Annotated in this window: 19 protein-coding genes, 1 tRNA gene and 1 pseudogene; 13 read left to right on the top strand and 8 right to left on the bottom strand. The window is 65.1% G+C overall.

Annotation, left to right across the window (positions count from 1 at the left end; all coding sequences use genetic code 11):
- Positions 1-93: 93 nt before the first annotated feature.
- Complete coding sequence (locus ACZ522_RS17245; RefSeq protein WP_379696817.1) at positions 94-639, bottom strand: tRNA (cytidine(56)-2'-O)-methyltransferase; 546 nt, start codon at positions 637-639, stop codon at positions 94-96.
- A 176-nt stretch (positions 640-815) separates the two neighbouring features.
- Between ACZ522_RS17245 and ACZ522_RS17240 the strand changes: the two genes are divergently transcribed.
- Positions 816-1772: an NAD-dependent epimerase/dehydratase family protein gene (locus ACZ522_RS17240; RefSeq protein ID WP_379696820.1), complete on the top strand. Its 957-nt coding sequence runs from the start codon at positions 816-818 to the stop codon at positions 1770-1772.
- Positions 1773-1775: 3 nt separating this feature from the next.
- On the opposite strand, the gene ACZ522_RS17235 is transcribed toward ACZ522_RS17240, so the two are convergent.
- On the bottom strand, positions 1776-2849 hold the full coding sequence (locus ACZ522_RS17235; protein WP_379696823.1) for a glutamate-cysteine ligase family protein: 1074 nt from the start codon (positions 2847-2849) through the stop codon (positions 1776-1778).
- A 277-nt stretch (positions 2850-3126) separates the two neighbouring features.
- Between ACZ522_RS17235 and ACZ522_RS17230 the strand changes: the two genes are divergently transcribed.
- Together ACZ522_RS17230 and ACZ522_RS17225 are read left to right on the top strand one after the other, a co-directional pair.
- On the top strand, positions 3127-3873 hold the full coding sequence (locus ACZ522_RS17230; protein WP_379696825.1) for a DUF2797 domain-containing protein: 747 nt from the start codon (positions 3127-3129) through the stop codon (positions 3871-3873).
- Between the two features lie 80 nt (positions 3874-3953).
- Positions 3954-4358, top strand: a complete 405-nt coding sequence (locus tag ACZ522_RS17225; RefSeq protein WP_379696828.1) for a hypothetical protein — start codon at positions 3954-3956, stop codon at positions 4356-4358.
- A 9-nt stretch (positions 4359-4367) separates the two neighbouring features.
- Here the strand turns inward: ACZ522_RS17225 and ACZ522_RS17220 are convergent, their stop codons facing one another.
- Positions 4368-5498 (bottom strand): glycosyltransferase, encoded by a 1131-nt coding sequence (locus ACZ522_RS17220; protein WP_379696831.1) that lies wholly within the window; start codon positions 5496-5498, stop codon positions 4368-4370.
- 41 nt (positions 5499-5539) lie between these two features.
- Complete coding sequence (locus tag ACZ522_RS17215; RefSeq protein WP_379699866.1) at positions 5540-6637, bottom strand: glycosyltransferase family 4 protein; 1098 nt, start codon at positions 6635-6637, stop codon at positions 5540-5542.
- A gap of 101 nt (positions 6638-6738) precedes the next feature.
- Between ACZ522_RS17215 and ACZ522_RS17210 the strand changes: the two genes are divergently transcribed.
- The 3 genes from ACZ522_RS17210 to ACZ522_RS17200 are packed head-to-tail and all read left to right on the top strand — an operon-like array spanning position 6739 to position 8232.
- The gene (locus tag ACZ522_RS17210) at positions 6739-7014 is read left to right on the top strand and encodes a ribonuclease P protein component 4 (protein WP_379696833.1); all 276 of its coding nucleotides are present in this window, start codon (positions 6739-6741) and stop codon (positions 7012-7014) included.
- Between the two features lie 58 nt (positions 7015-7072).
- The gene (locus tag ACZ522_RS17205) at positions 7073-7321 is read left to right on the top strand and encodes a YhbY family RNA-binding protein (protein ID WP_379696836.1); all 249 of its coding nucleotides are present in this window, start codon (positions 7073-7075) and stop codon (positions 7319-7321) included.
- Positions 7318-8232 (top strand): mechanosensitive ion channel family protein, encoded by a 915-nt coding sequence (locus tag ACZ522_RS17200; RefSeq protein WP_379696839.1) that lies wholly within the window; start codon positions 7318-7320, stop codon positions 8230-8232. The genes ACZ522_RS17205 and ACZ522_RS17200 overlap by 4 nt, the downstream gene beginning before the upstream one ends.
- A 39-nt stretch (positions 8233-8271) precedes the next feature.
- On the opposite strand, the gene ACZ522_RS17195 is transcribed toward ACZ522_RS17200, so the two are convergent.
- Together ACZ522_RS17195 and ACZ522_RS17190 are read right to left on the bottom strand one after the other, a co-directional pair.
- Entirely contained in the window at positions 8272-9084 is an 813-nt protein-coding gene (locus ACZ522_RS17195; RefSeq protein WP_379696841.1) for an HD domain-containing protein, read from the bottom strand.
- A gap of 60 nt (positions 9085-9144) precedes the next feature.
- Positions 9145-9624, bottom strand: coding sequence for a redoxin domain-containing protein (locus ACZ522_RS17190; RefSeq protein ID WP_379696844.1), 480 nt, complete (start codon positions 9622-9624; stop codon positions 9145-9147).
- Positions 9625-9878: 254 nt separating this feature from the next.
- On the opposite strand from ACZ522_RS17190, the gene ACZ522_RS17185 reads away from it, so the two are divergent.
- Together ACZ522_RS17185 and ACZ522_RS17180 are read left to right on the top strand one after the other, a co-directional pair.
- Positions 9879-10145: a Sec-independent protein translocase subunit TatA/TatB gene (locus ACZ522_RS17185; RefSeq protein WP_379696846.1), complete on the top strand. Its 267-nt coding sequence runs from the start codon at positions 9879-9881 to the stop codon at positions 10143-10145.
- 72 nt (positions 10146-10217) lie between these two features.
- A tRNA-Arg gene (locus ACZ522_RS17180) sits at positions 10218-10290 on the top strand.
- Positions 10291-10728: 438 nt separating this feature from the next.
- Here the strand turns inward: ACZ522_RS17180 and ACZ522_RS17175 are convergent.
- Complete coding sequence (locus tag ACZ522_RS17175) at positions 10729-11259, bottom strand: NUDIX hydrolase (RefSeq protein WP_379696848.1); 531 nt, start codon at positions 11257-11259, stop codon at positions 10729-10731.
- Positions 11260-11576: 317 nt separating this feature from the next.
- Between ACZ522_RS17175 and ACZ522_RS17170 the strand changes: the two genes are divergently transcribed.
- Together ACZ522_RS17170 and ACZ522_RS17165 are read left to right on the top strand one after the other, a co-directional pair.
- The gene (locus tag ACZ522_RS17170; RefSeq protein ID WP_379696851.1) at positions 11577-12803 is read left to right on the top strand and encodes a sensor histidine kinase; all 1227 of its coding nucleotides are present in this window, start codon (positions 11577-11579) and stop codon (positions 12801-12803) included.
- A gap of 55 nt (positions 12804-12858) precedes the next feature.
- The gene (locus ACZ522_RS17165; RefSeq protein ID WP_379696854.1) at positions 12859-13266 is read left to right on the top strand and encodes a hypothetical protein; all 408 of its coding nucleotides are present in this window, start codon (positions 12859-12861) and stop codon (positions 13264-13266) included.
- 120 nt (positions 13267-13386) lie between these two features.
- On the opposite strand, the gene ACZ522_RS17160 is transcribed toward ACZ522_RS17165, so the two are convergent.
- Positions 13387-14319 (bottom strand): alkaline phosphatase family protein, encoded by a 933-nt coding sequence (locus ACZ522_RS17160; RefSeq protein WP_379696857.1) that lies wholly within the window; start codon positions 14317-14319, stop codon positions 13387-13389.
- Positions 14320-14709: 390 nt separating this feature from the next.
- Here ACZ522_RS17160 and ACZ522_RS17155 point away from each other — a divergent pair.
- The 3 genes and pseudogenes from ACZ522_RS17155 (at position 14710) to ACZ522_RS17145 (ending at position 20712) form a co-directional block, all read left to right on the top strand.
- Positions 14710-18178 (top strand): annotated as a pseudogene (locus ACZ522_RS17155) (type II/IV secretion system ATPase subunit).
- Between the two features lie 3 nt (positions 18179-18181).
- Positions 18182-20233 (top strand): type II secretion system F family protein, encoded by a 2052-nt coding sequence (locus tag ACZ522_RS17150; RefSeq protein WP_379696860.1) that lies wholly within the window; start codon positions 18182-18184, stop codon positions 20231-20233.
- Entirely contained in the window at positions 20230-20712 is a 483-nt protein-coding gene (locus ACZ522_RS17145; protein WP_379696863.1) for a DUF7287 family protein, read from the top strand. Before ACZ522_RS17150 ends, ACZ522_RS17145 begins: the two co-directional genes overlap by 4 nt.

Below are 20712 nucleotides of genomic sequence, written 5' to 3'. Positions count from 1 at the left end.
GTGATTCCGCCGAGAATTGACATGCTGATTACCGTTTCTCCGCGCCTCCCGAGTCCGCCTCCGGACGGGACGGGACAGGGCGGGGCGGGCGCTTCACTCCTCGTCGTCGGCTTCGACGACTCGCTTGCCGGTCTCCATGGGGACGACGCGTCGGTCGGCGTCCTCCCACTCTCGTTCGAGTTCGCGCCCGTCGAACAGTCTATCGAGGAAGACGGCGAGTGCGGCCACCTCCGAGTGGGGTTGACTCGTCACGCCGACGTTGTAGTCCGCCTCCTCGTACACGTCGAACGGCACCTTCTCCGCGCCGACGACGACGAGGACCGGTTCGTCGGCGTGCGCCTCGCGCACTTCGGCTTCCACGTCCTGCACGCGTTCGCCGTACATCGTCAGGTGGACGACGACCCCGTCCCACTCGCGGATTATCGGCCGGTACGACTCGATGACCTCGGCCTCGAACGGCCCGCCGAACCGCGCGGTGATGTCGTCCACCGTCTCCTTCGATTGGCTGGCGTCGCCGACGAACAGCGCTCGGTCCGCCCCGAGTGCGCGCGCCGTCAGTCCGATATGGGTCGTCATCCTGTCGTCTCGGCCGGGTCGGTGTCCGAGACGGAGGACGGCGACGTCCGGTTCGTCCTGCATGCTCGGTCGGTGTCGGTCGGGCCGGTAAGACCCTTCGTTTCCCCCGCGTCGTCCCGCGCCGCCGCGATTTCGCCGGCCGTCTTCCCCCCGATGACCGCCTCCCGAAACGAGCGAACGACTCGGAGGCGGTGAGAGCGACCAGAATGCACTTGAAACCGTACGGTGCAGTACCCCCCATGAACCTCTCCGAGAAGCGAGTCGTCGTCACGGGGGGTGCGGGCCTCGTCGGTTCCCACCTCGCGAAGCATCTCCTCCCCGAGAACGAAGTCGTCGTCGCGGACGACCTCTCGAAGGGCGACAGGGCGCGCGTCCCCGACGGCGCGGAGTTCGTGCGGGCGGACATGACCGACCCCGACGACGTGGCCGAGGCCATCACCGCCGACGTGGACGTGGTCTTCCACTTCGCGGCGTACACTGACACGAACTACGCCAACCCGCGGCAACTGTTCGAGGAGAACACCGAGATGACGTACAACGTCCTCGAACGCATGGAGGAAGTCGGCGTCACGAACCTCGCCTTTACCTCCTCCTCTACGGTCTACGGCGAGGCGCCGCGCCCGACGCCCGAGGATTACGCCCCGCTCGAACCCATCAGCGTCTACGGCGCGTCGAAGCTCGCGGACGAGGGTCTCATCTCCACGTACGCCCACGCGAAGGACTTCACCGTCTGGCTGTTCCGCTTCGCCAACATCGTCGGCCCGCACCAACGCGGCAACGTCGTCCCCGACTTCATCGAGAAACTGCTGGACGACCCCGAGACGCTCACCATCCTCGGCGACGGCCGACAGGAGAAGTCCTACCTCCACGTCACCGACTGCGTGGACGCCATCGCGCACGTCGTCGAGAACGCCGACGACTCGCTGAACACGTACAACCTCGGGACGCGGACGACCACCTCCGTCACCCGCATCGCCGACATCGTCAGCGAGGAGATGGACGTAGACCCCGAGTACGAGTACACCGGCGGCGACAGGGGATGGACCGGCGACGTCCCCCGGATGCGCCTCTCCATCGAGAAGCTCTCGGCGCTCGGGTGGAACCCCGAGGGGTCGAGCGACGAGGCAGTTCGCCGCGCCGCGCGAGAGCTCATCGAGGAACTGCGCGCGGAACGCACCGCGCCCGCGGGCGAGTAGCCCTCAGTTCCGACAGAGGTCGTTCACGTCCTCTCGCAGGAGTTCCCCGTACCGGCGGCGGAGCTCCTTCGCCTCGTCCGGGGCGACCCGCTCGCGCCCGTCGATTTTCCGCGTCAGCGGGTCGTACCCCTGCACGTCGAACCCCATCCGTTCGAGGTACGTCGCGACGTCGGCGGAGTCCAACCCCTCGTAGATGGCGTCTCCGACGTAGTCGCGCACCGTCTCGAACTCGGGGAGGACGATTTCGTCGTCCGTCACCTCGCCCGTCGCCCCTTCCACTCGGACGTTCGCGTGGTGGAGTCGCTCCATCACGGCGTCCATCTCCTCGGCCAAGCGCAGGATCTGGCTCGGAAGCGCCGCGTCCGGGGCGCGCCACTCGACGGTCGGCATCTCGTCGCGCAACCGAACCGGCGTCCACACCACGTCATCGGCCGTGAAGTTGGCCTCGACGGCCCCCTCGTCGATTCCGGCCTCGACGGCCGCCTCGGTGAACTCCGCTAGCCGCCGGTCGAGACGCCGTTCCCACTCGGCGACGGTGTCGACGTACTCCCACAGCTGCCCGTGCTTCGGGAAGTTCTCGTAGCACCTCTTCCGATAGAGGTAGGCGCGAGCGCCGTTCGCCACCCGTTCGCCGCGGAAGTACGGCGACGAGTTCAGAAGCGCCAGCGCGGGGTCGAGGCCCGCGAGCACGTTGAGTTGGTCCACGACGTTCCGCTTCTCGAAGTGCAGGTGCGTCCCCGCGCAGTACTTCGCGTAGTCGAAGTTTGTCCCGAGGACGCGCTTCTGTATCCGACTGCGTTCGCTCGGCCACCGCTCGATCTCCTCGCCGTTTATCGGCGTTCCGAACGGGACGAGCAGTTTGTCGAGTTCGTCGGCCCTCCGAAGCACCCGATCAAGTTGGTCCACGAACGTCGAACGCAGGTCGGCGTACGTCTCGCAGGGCGGCGTCTTCAGCTCGAAGAGCGGCGGGACGAACTCCTCCTCGACGTTCTCCGAGATCTCCGTGAGCTCGTCCGGAGTCGTCAGCGCTCCGTCTCGGTCGACGACCCAGTACTCTACTTCGATGCTCTTTTGCATTGATGGAAGTCCGCCGTCGTTCGCGTCGGAGTCGCTTCGGCCGAGTCGCTTCCGACCGCGAGTCCCGAACTCCGTCGGGAGACGTTGCAACTTCCCTTCGCCCGCCGTACCGAGGGTGTCGCCGTCACTTGATCGCGAAATTCGCCGCTGTAGATGATTAGGGGCTTGCCTGCAGTCGCAAGGGAGTTACCTTCCTCGTCGCCCGATGCGGGCACCGAGCCGAACCGCCCGCGCCGGAACGGCACGCCTTTTACGCCGCCTTCCCCTACCCGGAGTCGTGCAGTTCGTCGGCTACGACACGGGCGGTCCGGGACTCTTTCTGAGTGACGACGGCGAGGTGGAGTACGTCCCCTTGGAACCGGGGACGGAACTCGCCCACACGCTCGAAGACCGCCACTGCGCCGGCGTCCTCGCCGACGACGAACACGTCCCCTGCGACGCCGACCGCGCGCCGTACTGTCGGGACCACAGCTCAACGTGGGTGTGCGCGAAGTGCACCGGCACCTGCCTGAAAGACGAGATGGACTGCCACGACCCCCACGCCGTCTACCTCGCGGCGTTCGCGCCCGACTCGTTCAAGGTCGGCGTGACGAAGGAGTGGCGACTGGAGACGCGCCTCCGCGAACAGGGCGCCGACCGCGGCGCGCACGTGCGGACCGTCTCGGACGGCCGCATCGCGCGGGAACTGGAGGCCGAACTCGCCGAGAACATCCCCGACCGCGTCCGCGTGCCGACGAAGGTGGACGGACTCCACCGCGAGGTGGACGACGCGTCGTGGACCGGTCTGCTCTCGGGGTTCGACGTGATATCGGAGTTCTCCTTCGACTACGGTCTGGACCTCGACGACCGACCGGTGGCCGAGACGATGGCGACGGGAACCGTCCGCGGCGTGCAGGGGCGAGTCCTCGTCCTCGACCGCGCCGGAAGCGCCTACGCCGTCGATCTGCGCGACCTCGTGGGCTACGACGTGGTGCCGGAGGCGACGACGCGCGACGTGCAGTCGAGTCTCGGCGCGTTCGGGTGAGCGGGACGTAATCGACCGCCCCCGGCGACTCGCCTTCGCGTACCAACAGTCCTTTGCGGCCGCGGGTTGAACCGGGAGGTATGTCCGACGAACCCGACGAACCCGACGAACCGACCGAGGAGGCAGGGGACGGCGAGGAAGAGGAGAAGTCGTTCCGAGAGCGAGTCGAGGAGATTCGCCAGCGACGCGAGGAGGAACGCGAGGAGGGCGACGGCGAACGCCCCTCGCCCGAGGAGATGATGGGCGGCGGCGGCCCCGGCGGCGCGGGCGGCAACCCCTTCGCGCAGATGATGAGCGGGATGATGGGCGGCGGCGGCCCGCCGGGCATGGGCGGCGGCGGCATGGGCGGCGGTCCGGGCGGCCGCGGCGAGAGCGAGTCCGTCGGCAACGAGGAACTCGTCCGCGAGGTTCGACAGCTCCGCGACGAAGTCCGCGACGCGACGCGACAGCTCCAGCGCATCGCGCAGGCGTTAGAAGACGACTGAACCGCGGATTCAGCGACGACCGGCCTTTTTCTTCGAGCGGACGCGGTCGTACAGCGTCGCCAGTTCGTCCACGGCGCGTTCGACGCTGAGGTCGTCCCGCCGCGACAGACACGACTCCGAGAGCGATTCCCGCTCGTCCAGCACGCGCCGGATGGCGTCGCGGCAGTCCCCGACGTCGCCGCGGACGTAGTGATAGCCCGTCACGCCGTCCACGACGGTGTCCGAGAGCGCACCCTCGTCCACGCCGACGACGGGCGTCCCGCAGGCGTTCGCCTCCAAGGCGACCAACCCCTGCGTCTCGACCGGACTCGGGAAGACGAACGCGTCGAGCGCCGAGTAGAACGCCGGCAGTTCCTCGCGGGGGAGAAAGCCCAAGAACCGGGCGTCCACGTCGAGTTCGCGGGCGAGCGATTCGAGGTGGTCCCGGGCGGGGCCGTCGCCGCCGAACACCAGCGTCGCGTCGAGTCCCTCCGCCGCGCGGACGAACTCCGCGAGGTTCTTCTCGTACCCGTGTCGGCCCGTGTAGCCGAGGAGGGGTCCGTCCGGCAGGTCGTGACGCCTGCGGAAGTCGGCGGCGTCCGTCGGGACGAACTGACCCACGTCGATTCCGTTCGAGAGGACGGTCACCTCCGTCTCGACGCCGACTTCCGAGACGAGGTGCTCGCAGGCGTCCTCGCTCGGGCAGACGACGGCGTCGGCCCGGTCGAAGAACCAGCGCTCGTACCGTTCCGAGAGCGACTCGATGCCGGACTCGACTCGCGCGCGCGAGGTGAGGTAGTCGGCGTACTCGCCAGTCGGCGTGTGGTAGGAGGCGACGAAGGGAATCTCCCGCCGTCGAGCGAGGCGCATCCCGCTCAGACCGAGGGCGAACGGCGTGTGCGCGTGGACGAGGTCGACGTCCCGCACCGCCTCGGGGACGCGCGGCACGCCCAAGCGGAACCCGTCGTAGAAGGGGAAGGCGACGCTCCGAACCGGGAACTCGCCGTCGTCGGGGTCGTACCCGTCGCTCCCGGGGAAGACCACGTCCATCCGACCGCCGCGCTCCCGCCAGCAGTCGCGCCACGTCTCTATCGTGTACGTGACGCCGTTGACCGTCGGCAGGTACGTGTCTGTGAAGGCGGCGACCGAGACCGGTTCCATCGGTCGTGCTTCGGCACTGTCCGTTTAATCGCTTGTGACTTTCACCGGAGGCGCGATACGTCCACGGGCCGCCCCTCCCGTTTCGCCTCGTACGCCTCGCGGTACGTCGCCGCCAGTCGGTCACCCACCCGGTCGAGACTGTGTTCCGCCGCCGTCTCGCGGGCGTTCTCCCCGAGTCGCTTCCTGAGGTCCTCGTCGCGCGCAAGCAGTTCGAGGGCGCGGCGGAACTCCGCCTTCGTCGAGCACTTCAGGCAGTCGCGGCCGTGCGTGTAGAACTCCTCGAAGACGGGGATGTCCCGGAGGACGACGGCCTTCCCGCACGCCATCGCTTCGAGGACGGCGATGCCCTGATTCTCGTTCTTCGTCGGGAACAGGTAGACGTCGCCCGCGCCGAACGCGCCGCGGATGTCGTCCACCCACCCGGTGAAGGTGACGTTCTCCGGCGGGTCTCTCACCCACTTTTTCACCGTCTTCGAGGCGTGCGGCCCGGTGTCGTACGGTCCGAACCACGCGAAGTCGTAGTCGGTCTCCTCGGCGAGTTCGCAGAACGTCGTGAGGCCCTTCCGTTCGAAGACGTTGCCGACGGCGAAGACGACCATCCCGTCGAGTTCGTACCGGTCGCGGTACTCCTCGCGCAGGTCCTCGAACCCCGACAGCGACTCGGCGTCGACGCCGTTCGACATCGGCAGGACAGGCGCGTCCACGGGGTACGATTCGAGGACGCGCTTGGTGTACTCGGAGGGGCAGAGCACCAGGTCGGCCTGCGAGTAGAACCACCGGAGGTACCGCCCGAGGAACGGCCCGACGGCGTTCGACCCGCGGAACGACTCGGCGAAGTCCTCCCGGGTGACGTGCGTGTGGAGAATCAGCGGGATGTCGTTGCGCTTCGCGTGGCGGGCGACGGCGACCGACCCCGGGCCGACGAGGTTGCAGTGGGCCACGTCGTACCCGCGGAAGAACCCCCGTCCCGCCGCCGCCGAAAGCGGCGCCCGCGCCGGATGTCCGCCGCGCCACGGCGATGTGACGACGTCCACGTCCGCGTCGGCGCGAGAGAGGGCCGCGCGTTGCTGGTCCGTCGCCGTGCCGATGCCGCTTCGGTGCAACTCGGATTCGAGTTCCAGGTAGTTGAGGACGCGCAGGCTCACGTTGCCGCCGATTTTTTCGGGCGGCGGTTTGACGCTACCGACTTCCGCGTCCGGGAGACGGAACGTCTTTGGTCGGCCGCCCCCCTCGTCGGACCATGGAAATCGCGGCGGAACGCATCGAACGCCTGCACGAACTCGCGCGGGAGGCCACCGCCGAACGGGAGTTCGACCGCGCCCGCGAGTACGTCCGCCTCGCGCGGCGCATCGCGGAGCGGAACCGGACCGGCCTCCCGCGGACGTTCCGTCGCTACACCTGCGACGACTGCGACGCGTACCTCCGGCCCGGCGTCAACGCGCGCGTCCGACTCCGCCCCGGTCGGGTGGTCGTTCGCTGCGACTGCGGCGCGACGAAGCGGTACCCGCACGATTGACCGGGCACGACGTTCACGGACCCTTAACGTTCAAACGTACTCGGCCGGTAACGGAAGTATGGACAAACAGGAACTGCGGAAGGAAGCGCACGACGTGGACGTGACGGTGTGGGTCGGCAAGAGCGGGATCGGCGCGGTGACGGACGAACTGTCGGACCAACTGGCCGACAGGAAACTCGTGAAGGTGAAGTTCCTCCGCGCGGCGCGGGCCGGGACCACGGTCGAGGAACTCGCCGACGACCTGGCGGGACGAATCAACGCGGACGTGGTCGAAACGAGAGGGAACACCGCCGTCGTCACTCGATGAGCGGAGTCGGTCTCGCCCTCCAAGTGAACGGCTTAGACGGCGCAATCGCGCAACTGTTCGAGGGTTTTCTCGGAGAGGCGGCGGCCGCCCTCCTCGGCAAGACGGTCGCCTTCGTCGTCGCGTTCGCCGTCGTCTACCTCGTCGGGAAAGCGGCCCTCCTCCCCTTCCTCTCGCGGGTGATGAACCGGCGGGGGCTCGAACCGCACGCGAGGCGACCGCTCAGGCGAATCGCCAGCGTCCTCGTCGTGTTCGCAGCGTTGACCGTCGCGTTGACCGCTGCGGGGTTGCCGAACTTCCTGCAGTCGGTGGCGACCATCGCCGCGGCGGCGACGCTCGCGATCGGGTTGGCGATGCAGGACGTCCTGCAGAACTTCGTCGCGGGCGTGTTCATCTTCACCGACAAGCCGTTCAGAATCGGCGACTGGATAGAGTGGGAGGGTAACTCCGGCATCGTCGAGGACATCAGCTTCCGCGTCACGCGGGTTCGGACGTTCGACAACGAACTGCTGACGGTGCCGAACTCCGAACTGACCGACGGCGTCATCAAGAACCCCGTGGCGAAGGACAAACTCCGCCTGCAGGTGCCGTTCGGCATCGGCTACGACGACGACATCGACGCCGCGACGGAGATAATCGTGGCGGAGGCCGAGGCCAACCCAGACATCCTCGACGACCCCGCGCCGTCGGTCCGCCTGACGGAACTCGGCGACTCGTCGGTCACGCTCACCTCGCGCGTCTGGATAGCGAACCCGAGTCGCTCCGACTTCGTGAAGACGCGCGCGAAGTACGTTCAGCGGGTGAAGGAACGGTTCGACGAGGCGGGAATCGACATCCCGTACCCGAACCGGACGCTCAGCGGCGACCTGACCATCGCCGACTCCGATTCGCTCCGCGCCAGCGCGGACGACTGAGCGCCGAGCGACGCGAGAACCCCGTTTTCGTCCGGCGTCTTACAGTTCGATGCGTTCGACCAGTTGGTTCTCGGCCCGCGTGTTGACCGCGACGATGCGGATGTAGTCTTCGAGCATCGAGTTGTCGAGCTTCGCCTTCAGGAGGTTGTCCACCTGATAGACGCCCGCGGCGTTGACCATCTCTATCTCGACGAGGACGGGCCGACTGTCGCCCGGTTCGAGGGCGACGTTGTCGATGGCCCGACTGGAGAGGGTGTTGATGCCGCGTCCGCCCTTCTCGTAGGGGATGCGCGACCGGCCGCGTTCCATGTCGAGTGCGTCCGCGACGCGGATGACGCCCGCCTCCCGCGTGAGGGGGTCCTCCTCGGTGTGGTGACAGAGGATGGCGTGAAGCACCTCCGCCTTCATCCGCACGGCGTCGGGCCTGTCGTAGAACTTCGGGAGGAAGCGGTCGAGAAGGTCCGCGGCGAGGGGGATGGAGTAGTAGGCGTGTTCGTCCCGGTGGACGATGTGTCCGATGTCGTGGAGAGTGGCCGCGAGGGCGACGATGACCGGTTCGTCGGCCTCTTCGAGACCCTGGTCCGACGCGCCGTTGAACTTGACGCCGCCCGCCTTCAGGAGGTCGTACAGGCGGAGCGCGCGGTTACGGACGATTTCGATGTGCTTCGGACCGTGGTCGTTGTACCCCTTCCGCGTGACCGCGTTGACGTTCTGCGCCTCGAGATACGCCTTCACCTCGGGGTCGTCAAGCAACTCCGGCAGTATCTCGTTCAGTTTCTCGTCGGGGTAGGCGTGGTCCTCTTCGGACTGGTACTCACGCCCGCCGTCGTCGTCGCTGTCGGTCACGTCCATGCGCCGTTCCGTTCGTGACGCAGGCGCAAATACCTCCGGGTATCGGCGGCGTCGGCGTCCTCAGGCGCGCGCCGTCTCGGCGGCGTCGGCGACTTCCTCGTAGTCGGGTTCCGCGCCGGGGTCGTCGCTCACCCACGCGTACGTCACCTCGCCGGACCCGTCCACGACGAACACCGCCCGTTTCGCCACCTCCTCGACGCCGTACTTCTCGAAGTCCATCGAGACGCCGTACTCGCGGACTATCTCGCGGTTCGTGTCGCTGAGGAGGGGGAAGTTCAGGTCGTTCTGTTCGCGGAACTCGTTCAGCGCGAACGGCGTATCGACGCTGATTCCGAACACCGTCGCGCCGACGTCCTCGAAGTTCGCCATCCGGTCGCGGAACGTGCACATCTCCGTCGTGCACGTACTCGTGAACGCCGCCGGGAAGAACGCGAGGACGAGTGGTGCGTCGTCGAGGCGGTCCGAGAGCGTCAGGGTGTTCACGTCGCCGTCCGCCATCGGTGCGGTAAAGTCTGGGGCGTCGTCGCCGACTTCGACCATGGGCGTCGTTCGGCCGCGGCGGTGTTGAATGTTCTCCAACCGAGACGCGTTCGGCGTTCGATGCGGGGGTTTCCACCGTCGACCGTCGGGGCGTCGAGCGACGGAGCGCTCTCTCCGGACCGTCGTTCGAATATCCGCGGTGTTGCGGGCCGACTCGGGAGAATTCGGCCGGTATCCCGCACTCTCGGAGCGAGAAACGTTACGTTGAGGGAGCAAAAAGCCTATAATCGAGACTAGGTTAGCATTTGGTAGTGATGTCACCGACCATGACCCCCCTCTTCCCGGGGATACCTGGCGGGCCGGAACTGCTCATCGTTCTGCTCGTCCTCGTGTTGCTGTTCGGCGCGAACAAGATTCCCAAGCTCGCTCGCTCCACGGGTCAGGCGATGGGCGAGTTCAAGCGCGGACGCAACGAAATCGAGGAGGAACTGCAGGACATGCAGGGCGAAAACGAGGACGAGGAGTCCGAGGCGACCGCCTCGACTTCGACCGAGAAGTCCACCTCGACCGAAACCAACTGAGCAGTTCCGTTCTCCGCCCGCGGTCTTTCGAATCACACCCGTTTTAGTCGATGCTCTCTTACTCTCCGTCGAGGGCGTGTGGCCTAGTGGACAGGGCGAGAGGTTCCTAACCTCTCGATCGCGGGTTCGAATCCCGTCACGCCCGTTCACCTCACTTCGTTCGGTTCACGGGCGTTCCTGAGTCCCACTCGCTTCGTCTGCGGGCGACGACAGGTCGCCCGCACGGCCAGCGAGACGGCGAAGCTGTCTCGTGTTGCTCGCGGGACTCCCGTCACGCCCGTTCTCCTCTCAATCGCTTCAGATTGAGCGTACAGCGTCTCGTTGTGGCGGGACGACCGCTCGTTCCGAGATTGATTCGAACACGTCACGCGGCGCACCGCAGCGTCGTCACGGCTTCCGCTAAGTCCGAGCCGCGACGGCGTACTAATATATTATCCAGTAATACCGAACTATACGGTGGTCCCTTTCCAAGACGTTGGAAGACGGATTAGCTGCTAAGTACAGATGACCCATCTATCGCTCAGTACCGGTGTCTCTCACCTCAACCAAACCTAGGCCGGAGAGTGCAAGGAATATCTTACACTTAGGCAGGATAGGGTCTCGTCCGTATCTCGTCAAACAATACGTTCTCAGGTGGCTTTGCAAACCAATCCATTTCGGCGATTTCGCCTTCACGGGGACGTAATTCTCCGCCATTTAGTTCCCCATGGAATGTTACAATTAGTTCAAATACTGATGGATCATCGGATTCAGCGTTCTGATTCTCGATTATATGAACATCGCAAAGGCCTGTGAGTCTACACTCAGCACCTGTTTCTTCTTTGACTTCCCGCTTTGCAGTTGCTTCGTAAGACTCACCGACTTCGGCTTTTCCTCCTGGATCTCCCCATCCTTTGTCTCCCTCGTTCCGTACTAGTAGAACTTCCCCGTTTTCGTTGGTTAGCCAGACACCTGCGCCGCCGAGTGTCCCTTGTTCAAAACGTTCACCGATATTGTCGTACCGTTCCCCTGAATGCTCCCACGTTTTTTCAACAACAGTAAACTCTTCATATTCGTCTTCCAACCTACATACTGTTTCTTCGACTTTTCTTTCACTCCTTTCTCTAATCGACATTATCTGATTCTAAGTGATCCCTCCCTTTACTTAGACCCTCTATTCTTATCAGTAATCGAACCGGCATCTTCAGGAAGGTCGTGATGGTGAAGATGCTCGATTTGCACGCTCTACCTATCGTTCTCATTTGAGCAGAAATCCGGTAGAGTTGCTCACTTGATACTCACAAAGCCCCGTTCTCTGAGTGTTCCCTCGCTCTTATGACTCACATCGTTCTGTCTTGAACCTCTGTTCCTGACGACAGCGGCAGTGGATACGTCGCTCTCGGCCGCGCTCCGGTATGAAAGTTGAAATGGACTTGGCCCCCATTCTGGGTGATGACATCTCGGGCGAACGCCGTGTCTCCGGCCGAGGGGAGAGGTGCCGTCGTCGCGTTCGGCGGGTTCCACCTCGTACTCGGAGTGGGATTGGCGGTCGTGGAACTCCTCCAAGGGAGGGCGGTGTCGAACATCTTAGTCGTCTCGCTGTACGTCACCGTCCCGGGGGTCGTACTCCTCTACGGCGGATATCGGCTCCCGCGTACCGACATCGACCCCCAGTTCTATCCGACCATCGCGTACTGGTGTCTCGGCGGATTCGGGCTGATGCTCGCCAGCCTCGCCCTCTATCAGTTCGAACCCGCCGAGAGCATCAGCGACCCGGTTCGAGGCTTCCTCGTCCTCACGGCGTTCGGTACCGTCGCCGGCTTCGGCGTCGGGAGTCGCGATGCGTTGGCGAAGACGCGCGCTCTCACCGTCGAGTCGCGTAACGAAGAACTGGAGCGAACGAAGGCGAAACTCCAGAAGACGGTGGACCGACTCGAAGAGTCGAACCGCAAACTCGGGGAATCCAACGAGCGCTTAGAGCAGTTCGCCTACGTCGTCTCCCACGACCTCCAAGAGCCGTTGCGCATGGTCACGAACTACCTCACGCTCATCGAGGACCGGTACGGCGAGAAACTGGACGAGGACGGCGAGGAGTTCCTCGAGTACGCCGTCGACGGCGCGGAACGGATGCACGAGATGATCGAGGGGTTACTCAAACTGTCCCGCCTCGGGACGGAGGAGGAGACGTTCCAACAGGTCGACCTGCGCGAGGTGCTCACCGACGTTCAGAAGCACCTCGAAATGCGGATCAGCGAGAGCGACGCCACCGTAGAAGTGGGCGAGTTACACTCCGTCGAGGGGGACCCCGACCAACTGCGCCAACTGCTCCAGAACCTGGTGAGTAACGCTCTCGAGTACAGCGGTGACGCACCCCCGAAAGTGTCCATCTCCGCTCGGAAGGACGGGGACTCGGAGGTGAGAGTCTCCGTTCGAGACGAGGGAATCGGCATCGACCCGGACGAACAGGAGCGCATCTTCGAGATTTTCCAGCGACTCCACACCCGAGAGGAGTACTCCGGTACCGGCATCGGGTTGGCGCTCTGTCAGCGAATCGTCGAACGTCACGGCGGCGAGATCTGGGTCGAGTCGGAACCCGGCGAGGGGTCGACGTTCTCGTTTACGCTCCCAGCCGCCGAGACGCGAACGCGGCGAGCGAACCGACAGCCCCCGGACCAATGACAGATCTTGATAATTGGGGCGCCAAGAATATAGCACTCGTTTATAATTTCAACTCATGCCATCGTTACGGGAGTTGCTTCCGAAGCGGATTCGGAGGAGCTACGCACTCACGTTTCTCACGGGTATCGTAGTCGTTCTGCTGGTGATGGGGAGCATCTCGGCGTACGCCTACACGGACAGCCAAGAATCGGTCAAAGAGGACGTCGCGGGCGTGAGCGCTCAGACGACCGCCGAGGCGCAGAACGTCTCCGCCGCCTCCGAGGAACAGACGTCGTCGCTGACGGAGGTATCGACCAGCGTCCAATCGCTCGCCGACAGGGCCGAACGGTTGCACTCGCTCCTCGAACAGTTCGAGGTGCAAGCGGCGTCCGCCCCGACCGACGCGGGCGCCGAGACGGCGGCAGACGCCGCACCCGCCGCGGCCGACGGTGGAGAGTCCGCCGAAGCACAGTCCGACGACTGACGCCGCCGCCTCCCCGATTTTCCCGTTTTCCGGTCCTCTTCGACTCGCGCCGCGAACCGTAGCCGTCGATAAGCGATCGGACCCCGTACGCACCCCACCGCGCGCCTCGGCCGTCGAGAACTAGAGGTAGCCCATGGACCGCAGGTGTTCGCGAGCCCGTTCGTCGAGTTCGTCGTCGCGCTTTCGCTCGTATCCGCCCTGCGCGTCCCCCGCGACGATGTCCTTCCGGTCGCCCGTGTCGTGGACGAACCACGGAACCTCCACCATCTCCTCGACGTAGAGCCGACTCGGGTGACCGTAACTCCGAATCGGAATCGGACGCTCCCGTTCGCCGAGCAACATCCCGTGGTCCGCGGTGACGACGCTCCGCCCCCGCAGGTCCCGCAGGAGGGGGACGACCTCGTCGAGGGCGAGTTCGAGGTTCTCGCGGTACACCGTCTCGAAGTACTCGTCGGGAACGTCGCGGACGCCGCGGAACTGTTCGGACAGCGGATTCGGCGCTAAGTCGGGGAACAGTTCCCGGCCCCGAGTGCCGATGTACGGCGCGTGCGGTTGGACGAAGTGAACGACGAGTCGCTTCTTCGGGTACTTCTCGGCCGCCTCCCGCGCCGCGTCGGCGACGGTAGAGGGGTGGACGCCGTCTTCGCCGAAGTCGATGCCCTCCTCCCAGACGTCCACCGTCGCGTGCAGGTTCACGTCCACCCCATCTCGGAAGACGTTCTCCTGATACAGCATCGTCGAGGCGGTGACGTAGACGGTGTCGCGTAGGTCGCGCCCGTGGAAGTTGCCGCGGAGGAACTCCTTCGTCGCCGACCCGCGGGAGGTCCGCGACTCCAGTTCACCGTCGATTTCGTACTCCGAAACCGCCTCGGCGAAGTAGTCGTACCGGCATCCGTCGAGGATGAGGAGGTTGTCCCAGTCTTCCTCGAAGATGTCCGTACCGTCCGGATTGTACGCTCGTCGGCCTGCCCGGTCCCAGAAGCGTCGATTGAGTTCTCGGAGGCCGACCTGCGGGTTCTCTAGTCCGTACCGGATTTGGCTGGCCGAGTACATACTCCGGACCGTACGGACGACGAGGTATGGTTACTGTTTGCGTTCTCCGACACCGTCGAGAGATACGTCCAATTTATCTGATAGCACGGGATTCGTAACTATGTTTTTCTGACTACATGTCAGTCCGACGCGGCGCGCGCGCCGCGGCTTAACCACCGATTACGTCGCCGACCGATGCCGGTCAAGTGACGTTTAAGCAACACATACGTTTGGAACGTCGAGAATGGCGCTATCGGCTTTATCCGGACGTTCGGTTCCTTTCACGGATTAATTCTATCTGCAATATAGATGTTACATGTCTGGTTCATGTAGTATACTGTTAGATTTCAGACTGAACGACTTGTTAAATCTCCAGAAGTCTTTTTGATAGGGGGTGTCCACCGGAGAACAATGGCTAGCGACGACGACGTCGAGATGACCCCCGTTCGTCAGTCCGATTCTGACGACGACGGGTCGAACCTCGACGCGTTGGAGAGGGGGGCCGACTCGGGGCGGTCGGCTCTGGAGGGGGAAGTTGCTCCGGGGGCGCCGCCGAACGAGGCGGCGACCAACCCGGCGTCGGACGGGGATGCGGCCGACGGACCGAGAGTTGCGGTTGGAGAGTACACGTGGGCGCACTTCCTCGATGAGTACGGGGAACCGGGCGACGTCGAGTCGTTGTACGGCGGCGTGGACCCGCGGGACCTGCCGGACGAACCGGCGAGTTCGCGGTGGGACGACTCCGAGGAGGAACCGGTTGAACCCTCGACGCCGACGCGCGAGGACTGGGACGAGGTCAGCGTCGATTCCGAGGAGTACCTCGACTTCCACGCGGTCGAGACGGAGGAGAACGTCTCCGAGTCCGCCGCGGAGGCGAAGCGCATCCAAGCCGAGTTCGAGGCGTTCTGCGACCCCGAGACCACGCCGGTCGTCAAGGACGTCTGGATGTGGGAACACTACAAGCGCGAGTACTACTACGAGGACGACGGCAGTCGTCCCCGCGACGAGGAGGGGGACATCGTCCGCTTCGACGCCGAAGATGCACTCGGGTTCGACCCCGAGTACACCGAGAACGCACTCGCGCGGGAACCAACGCGCCGACGAACTCGCGGAGATTATCGACGAACGCACCGTCGACGTCAACGAGGACCTCGACGAGGACGCCTTCTTCTCGGACGAACGCGGCGCGACCACCGTCGTCAACCGGTACGACCTGGAGAAGGCCGTGCCGATGGAGAAGAAGACGCACTTCCGCGAGGTGGAGCGCTACTGGGTGAACAAGCCCCACTCCTTCATCATCATCTTCCAATCGATAAAGGAGAACGAGAAGAAGTACTACCAGATCGAACCGTACCAGAACCGCATCGAAGCCGACCTGACGGAGTTCCTCACCGGGAAACTCCGGACGGCCATCAAGTACGACGACGAGAGTTCCGTCGGCGTCGGCGAGGGCACCCGCCGCCGCGTCATCGAACGGCAGGCCCTCGACCTGTTGGACCGGTACGACGTGTACGAACGGCCGGACGACGGCTACTCCGACTCGCTCTCTCTGGCTCCCGACCCGGCGGAGACGGACGACGCCGAGGAGCCCGGCGAGGGCGCGATGAAGGCGCTTCTCTCCCGGTTCGGCATCGACGCCGGCGGCGCGGACGCCGACTCGACGCCCGACGCCGGGGCGAAGGACTCCTCGCTGGGGTCGTTCGCCCGCCGCCTCGGACTGAACGAGGGCGCGTTCGGCGGGCGTCTCGACGGCCTGTTCGCCACACCGCCCGCCGCGGAGTCGCCCTCCCTCGACGGCATCGCCGCCCGGCCCGAGTCCGCCGTGCTGGCGGACGACGCCGAGACGCTGACGGAGTATCAGGTCGAGAAGCTGCTGTACTTCCTCCGCCGGGACTTCATCGGCTACGAGCGAATCGACGGCATCAAACACGACATCAACGTCGAGGACATCTCCTGCGACGGCTACAACTCGCCGGTGTTCGTCTACCACTCGGACTACGAGCAGATAATCTCGAACGTCTACCACGGCGAGACGGAACTCGACGACTTCGTCGTCAAACTCGCCCAGCGCTCCGGGAAGGGCATCTCGAAGCGACGCCCGCAGGTGGACGCCACCCTCCCCGACGGGTCCCGCGCGCAGTTGACGCTCGGACGGGAGGTGTCCGACCACGGGACGAACTACACCATCCGGCAGTTCAAGGACGTCCCGTTCACCCCCATCGACCTCATCAACTGGAACACCTTCTCCCTTGACGAGATGGCGTTCCTGTGGCTCTGCATCGAGAACAACAAGAGCCTCATCTTCGCCGGCGGCACCGCCTCCGGGAAGACCACCTCGCTGAACGCGGTGTCGCTCTTCATCCCGTCGAACTCGAAGATCGTCTCCATCGAGGACACCCGCGAGGTCGAACTGCCGCAGCGAAACTGGATCGCCTCCGTCACCCGGCCGTCGTTCAGCGACGACGACAAGGGCGACGTCGACGAGTTCGACCTGCTCGAAGCCGCACTCCGGCAACGGCCGGACTACATCGTGATGGGCGAGATCCGGGGCGAGGAGGGGCGGACGCTGTTTCAGGTCATGTCCACCGGGCACACGACGTACACGACGTTCCACGCCGACAGCGTCGGCGAGGTGCTGAAGCGCTTCACCACCGAGCCCATCAACGTCTCGAAGACGATGTTCACGGCCCTCGACCTGGTGTCGATTCAGACCTCCACGCGCGTGCAAGGGAACAAAGTCCGGCGGAACAAGTCGCTCACCGAGATAAACCACTACGACCCCGAGAACGACGAGATAAACGTTCAGGACGTGTTCCAGTGGCAGGCCGAGACCGACGAGTACCTCAAGATGGGCTCTTCGAACACCTTAGAGGAGATAAAGTTCGACCGCGGGTGGAGTCAAGAGACGCTCGAACTGCAGTTGTTCAAGCGGCAGGTCGTCCTCGCGTACCTCATCAAACACGGCTTGAACACGTACACGCAGGTGGCCGCGACGCTGCAGGCGTACATCAACGACCCCGAGACCATCCTCGCGCTGATGGCGAACGACGAGCTCGAACGGAGCCTCGAAGACCTCCGCGAGATGGAGTCGGTCCAGATCAACGTCGACCCCGAGAAAGAGGAGATGGTCCCGCGACCGGATCCGACCGAGGAGATACTCGACCTCTGCGAGCGGATTCTCCGGCGGGCCGAGGAGGAACTGTTCCCGGACTTCCGCGGGCAGGACCCCGGTGACGTCGCGGACGCCCTGACTCACCTCAGAGACCAACCCGACGTGACCGCCGACACCGGCGGCGAGCGGCACGAACTCGACGCGTTGGACGAACGGACGACCGACCCCGAACTCGACGAGGGCGGCGACGGACCGCCGGGACTGGACGAGGGCGCGGACGGCCCCTCCGGACTGGACGAGGGTGCCGACGAACCCTCGGAGCTCGAGGGCGACTCGACGCCCGCGTTGGACGCCGGCGACGACCCCTCCGAGTCGGCCGAGGCGGGGGACGACGGCGCGGACGGTGCCGACGGCGTAGAGGACGCAGACAGCGCAGGCGACGCGGACGAACCCGCGGCGGAGGCGGGCGGCGCGTCGGCGGAGGCGGACGGTTCGCACGACGCGGACGGCACGGACGACACGGACGCCACGAACGACGCAGACGGCACGGACGATGCGAACGCCCCCGACGACGCGTCGGACCGCGCGTGGACAGAGGACGACGAGTTCGGCATCGAGGACATCCTCAACCAAGAGGTGGACGTCGTCGAGTTGGACGAAGAGGCCGACGGGTGGGGCTTCGGGGAGTTCGAGGGCGTCGAACCCGAGACAGACGACCGTACGGACGACGCCGACGCGTCGGGCGAAGCGACCGGCGAGGGGGACTGACGCGTGAGTCTCGACTCGAAGACGTCGGAGTCCGGCGGCCTCGACCGGAGCACGGACGCCCTCGGCGACGCGTTCTACCCGCTGTTCCAACTGCTGTTCGACGGGGACGGCGACTTCGTGGCCGACGTGGAGACGAAGCTCCAACAGGCGCGGATGCCGGCGACGGTGGAACTGTACCTCTCGAACGCCCTCGCCGTCGGCACCCTCGTCGGCCTGCTTCTGTGGGTCGTCGGGTCGCTGCTCGGCTACTCGCTGTTCGCGTTCGGCATCGTCTCGGCGGACTCGCTGAGTCTCGGCATCCCCGTGGGGAACGAGTCCACGGCGCAGTTCCTGAAGTCGCTCACGATGCCGGCGGGCGTCGTCGTCTCCGGCGTCGTCTTCGGGAGCGTCGGCTTCGGACTCGGGTTCGGCACCCTCGTGGCGATGCCCTACTCGACGGCGTCGTCCCGGGAGCGCGAGATAAACATGCTGCTGCCCGACGCGGTGTCGTTCATGTACGCCCTCTCCGTGGGCGGGTTGAACCAACTGGAGATTCTGGAGGCGATGGGCCGCGCCGAGGACACCTACGGCGAAGTCGCCTGCGAGTTCCAGAGCATCGTCCAGGAGACGGAGTACTTCGGCACCGACTACCGGAACGCCATCCGGGAGCAGGCGATGATTACGCCGTCGGACGACCTCTCGCAGTTCCTGACGGACATGCTCTCCATCGTCAACTCCGGCGGGAACATGGAGCAGTTCTTAGACGACAAGAAGGAGAAGCACCTCCGGACGGCGAAACAGGAGCAGGAGACGATACTGGAGACGCTGGAACTGTTCGGCGAGATGTACATGACGCTGTCTCTGTTCCCGCTTCTGCTCATCATTATCCTCGTCATCATGAGCATGCTGAATCAGGCGCAGGAGTCGCTCCTGTACGCCACCGTCTACGGCCTGATTCCGCTCACCGGCGTGGGCTTTCTCGTCCTCGTCTCGACGGTGAAGCAGGACGAACCCGGCGACGGCTACCTCCGACCGTCCGGCGGGAGCGAACGCCTGCAGCAACAACACCGCGAGGGCCTCCTCCACATGGGGTTAGTCGAGAGTTTCGTCGGCGACTTCGGCGTCTTCGACCGCATCCGCAGTCGGGAGGGGACGTACAAGACGCGGGAACTGCTCCGGCAACCGCACGTCTTCTTCCGCGACAACCCGCTGTACTCCCTCGTCGTCACCGTCCCGGCGGCGCTGATGTTCGTCGCCGTCACCGCCTCGGGCGGCGGCGCGCCCATGACGTGGGAGGGGATGTTGGAGCAACCCGTCTGGGGGACGTTCGTCTGGTGGTACATCCCCGTCTACCTCGTCGGCATCCCGCTGGCGTTCTTCTACGAGTGGAACGTCCGGTCGCGGAAGGCCGTCGTCGGCAAACTCTCGGACAACCTCCGGAAACTCTCCAGCGCGAACGACACCGGCCAGACCTTACTTGAGTCCATCAAGACGGTTTCCGACACCTCCTCGGGCAAACTCGCGGACGAGTTCGATATCATGCACGCGAAGGTGAACTACGGGATGAGCCTCCGGAGCGCCATGGTCGAGTTCAACAACAAGTACCACATCCCGCGCCTCGCCCGGACGGTCAAACTCATCTCGAAGGCCCAGGAGGCGTCCAGCCAGATCACGGACGTGCTGACGACGGCGGCGCAGGCCTCCGAGAATCAGGACGACATCGAACGGGAGCGCATCTCCCGGACGCGGATGCAGGTGGCGATCATCCTCATGACGTACCTCACCCTGCTCGCGGTGATGGCCATCCTGAAGACGCAGTTCCTCGACGTGATGGCCGGCCTGTCGTCGCAGACGGGTGGCGGAGGCGGCGGCGCGGCCGCACAACAGGGCGCGAGTTTCGGCGGGAGCGTGGACATCAACCTGCTGTCGGTGCTGTTCTTCCACGCGGTCACCCTGCAGGCGGCGCTCTCGGGGTTCATAAGCGGCTACATCCGAAGCGCGCAGCTCGTCTCCGGGGTGAAGTTCGTCGTGATACTCCAGACTATCGCGCTGGCGGTGTGGGTGGTGGTGGGGTGACGCGCGCCGACCGGGCGCAGATGACGCTCGACTTCGCCATCGGCGTCGGACTGTTCCTCCTCGTGGTCGCGTTCGTCGTCGCGTTCGTCCCCGGCATCTTCGAGCCGTTCGAGCGAACCGAGAGCGGAACCCAAGTGGCGGACAGACTCGCCACGTCGCTCTCGACGGACCTCCTCGGTGACCCCGCGGAGCCGTACGTCCTCAACGACGACTGCACCGTCGAGTTCTTCGACGGAAGCGGCGGTTCGACCGACTGCCGGTTCGACGCTAGCGCGGACGCTCCGGACGGGGTGTTCGCGCTCGACTCGGGAACGAACGCGAACGTCACCGTCAGGAACCGCGGCGGCGACATCGCCTCCCTCGGCGGAACGACGCTGGCCGCGGGAGACGCCGTCCCCGACGATCGGTCGGTGACGACGGCCCGCCGCGCCGTCCGCCTGAACGGGACGACCTACTTCCTGTACGTGAGGGTGTGGTGA

Source organism: Halopelagius fulvigenes (assembly GCF_055398025.1).
This window is presented reverse-complemented; position numbering and strand designations above follow the sequence as displayed.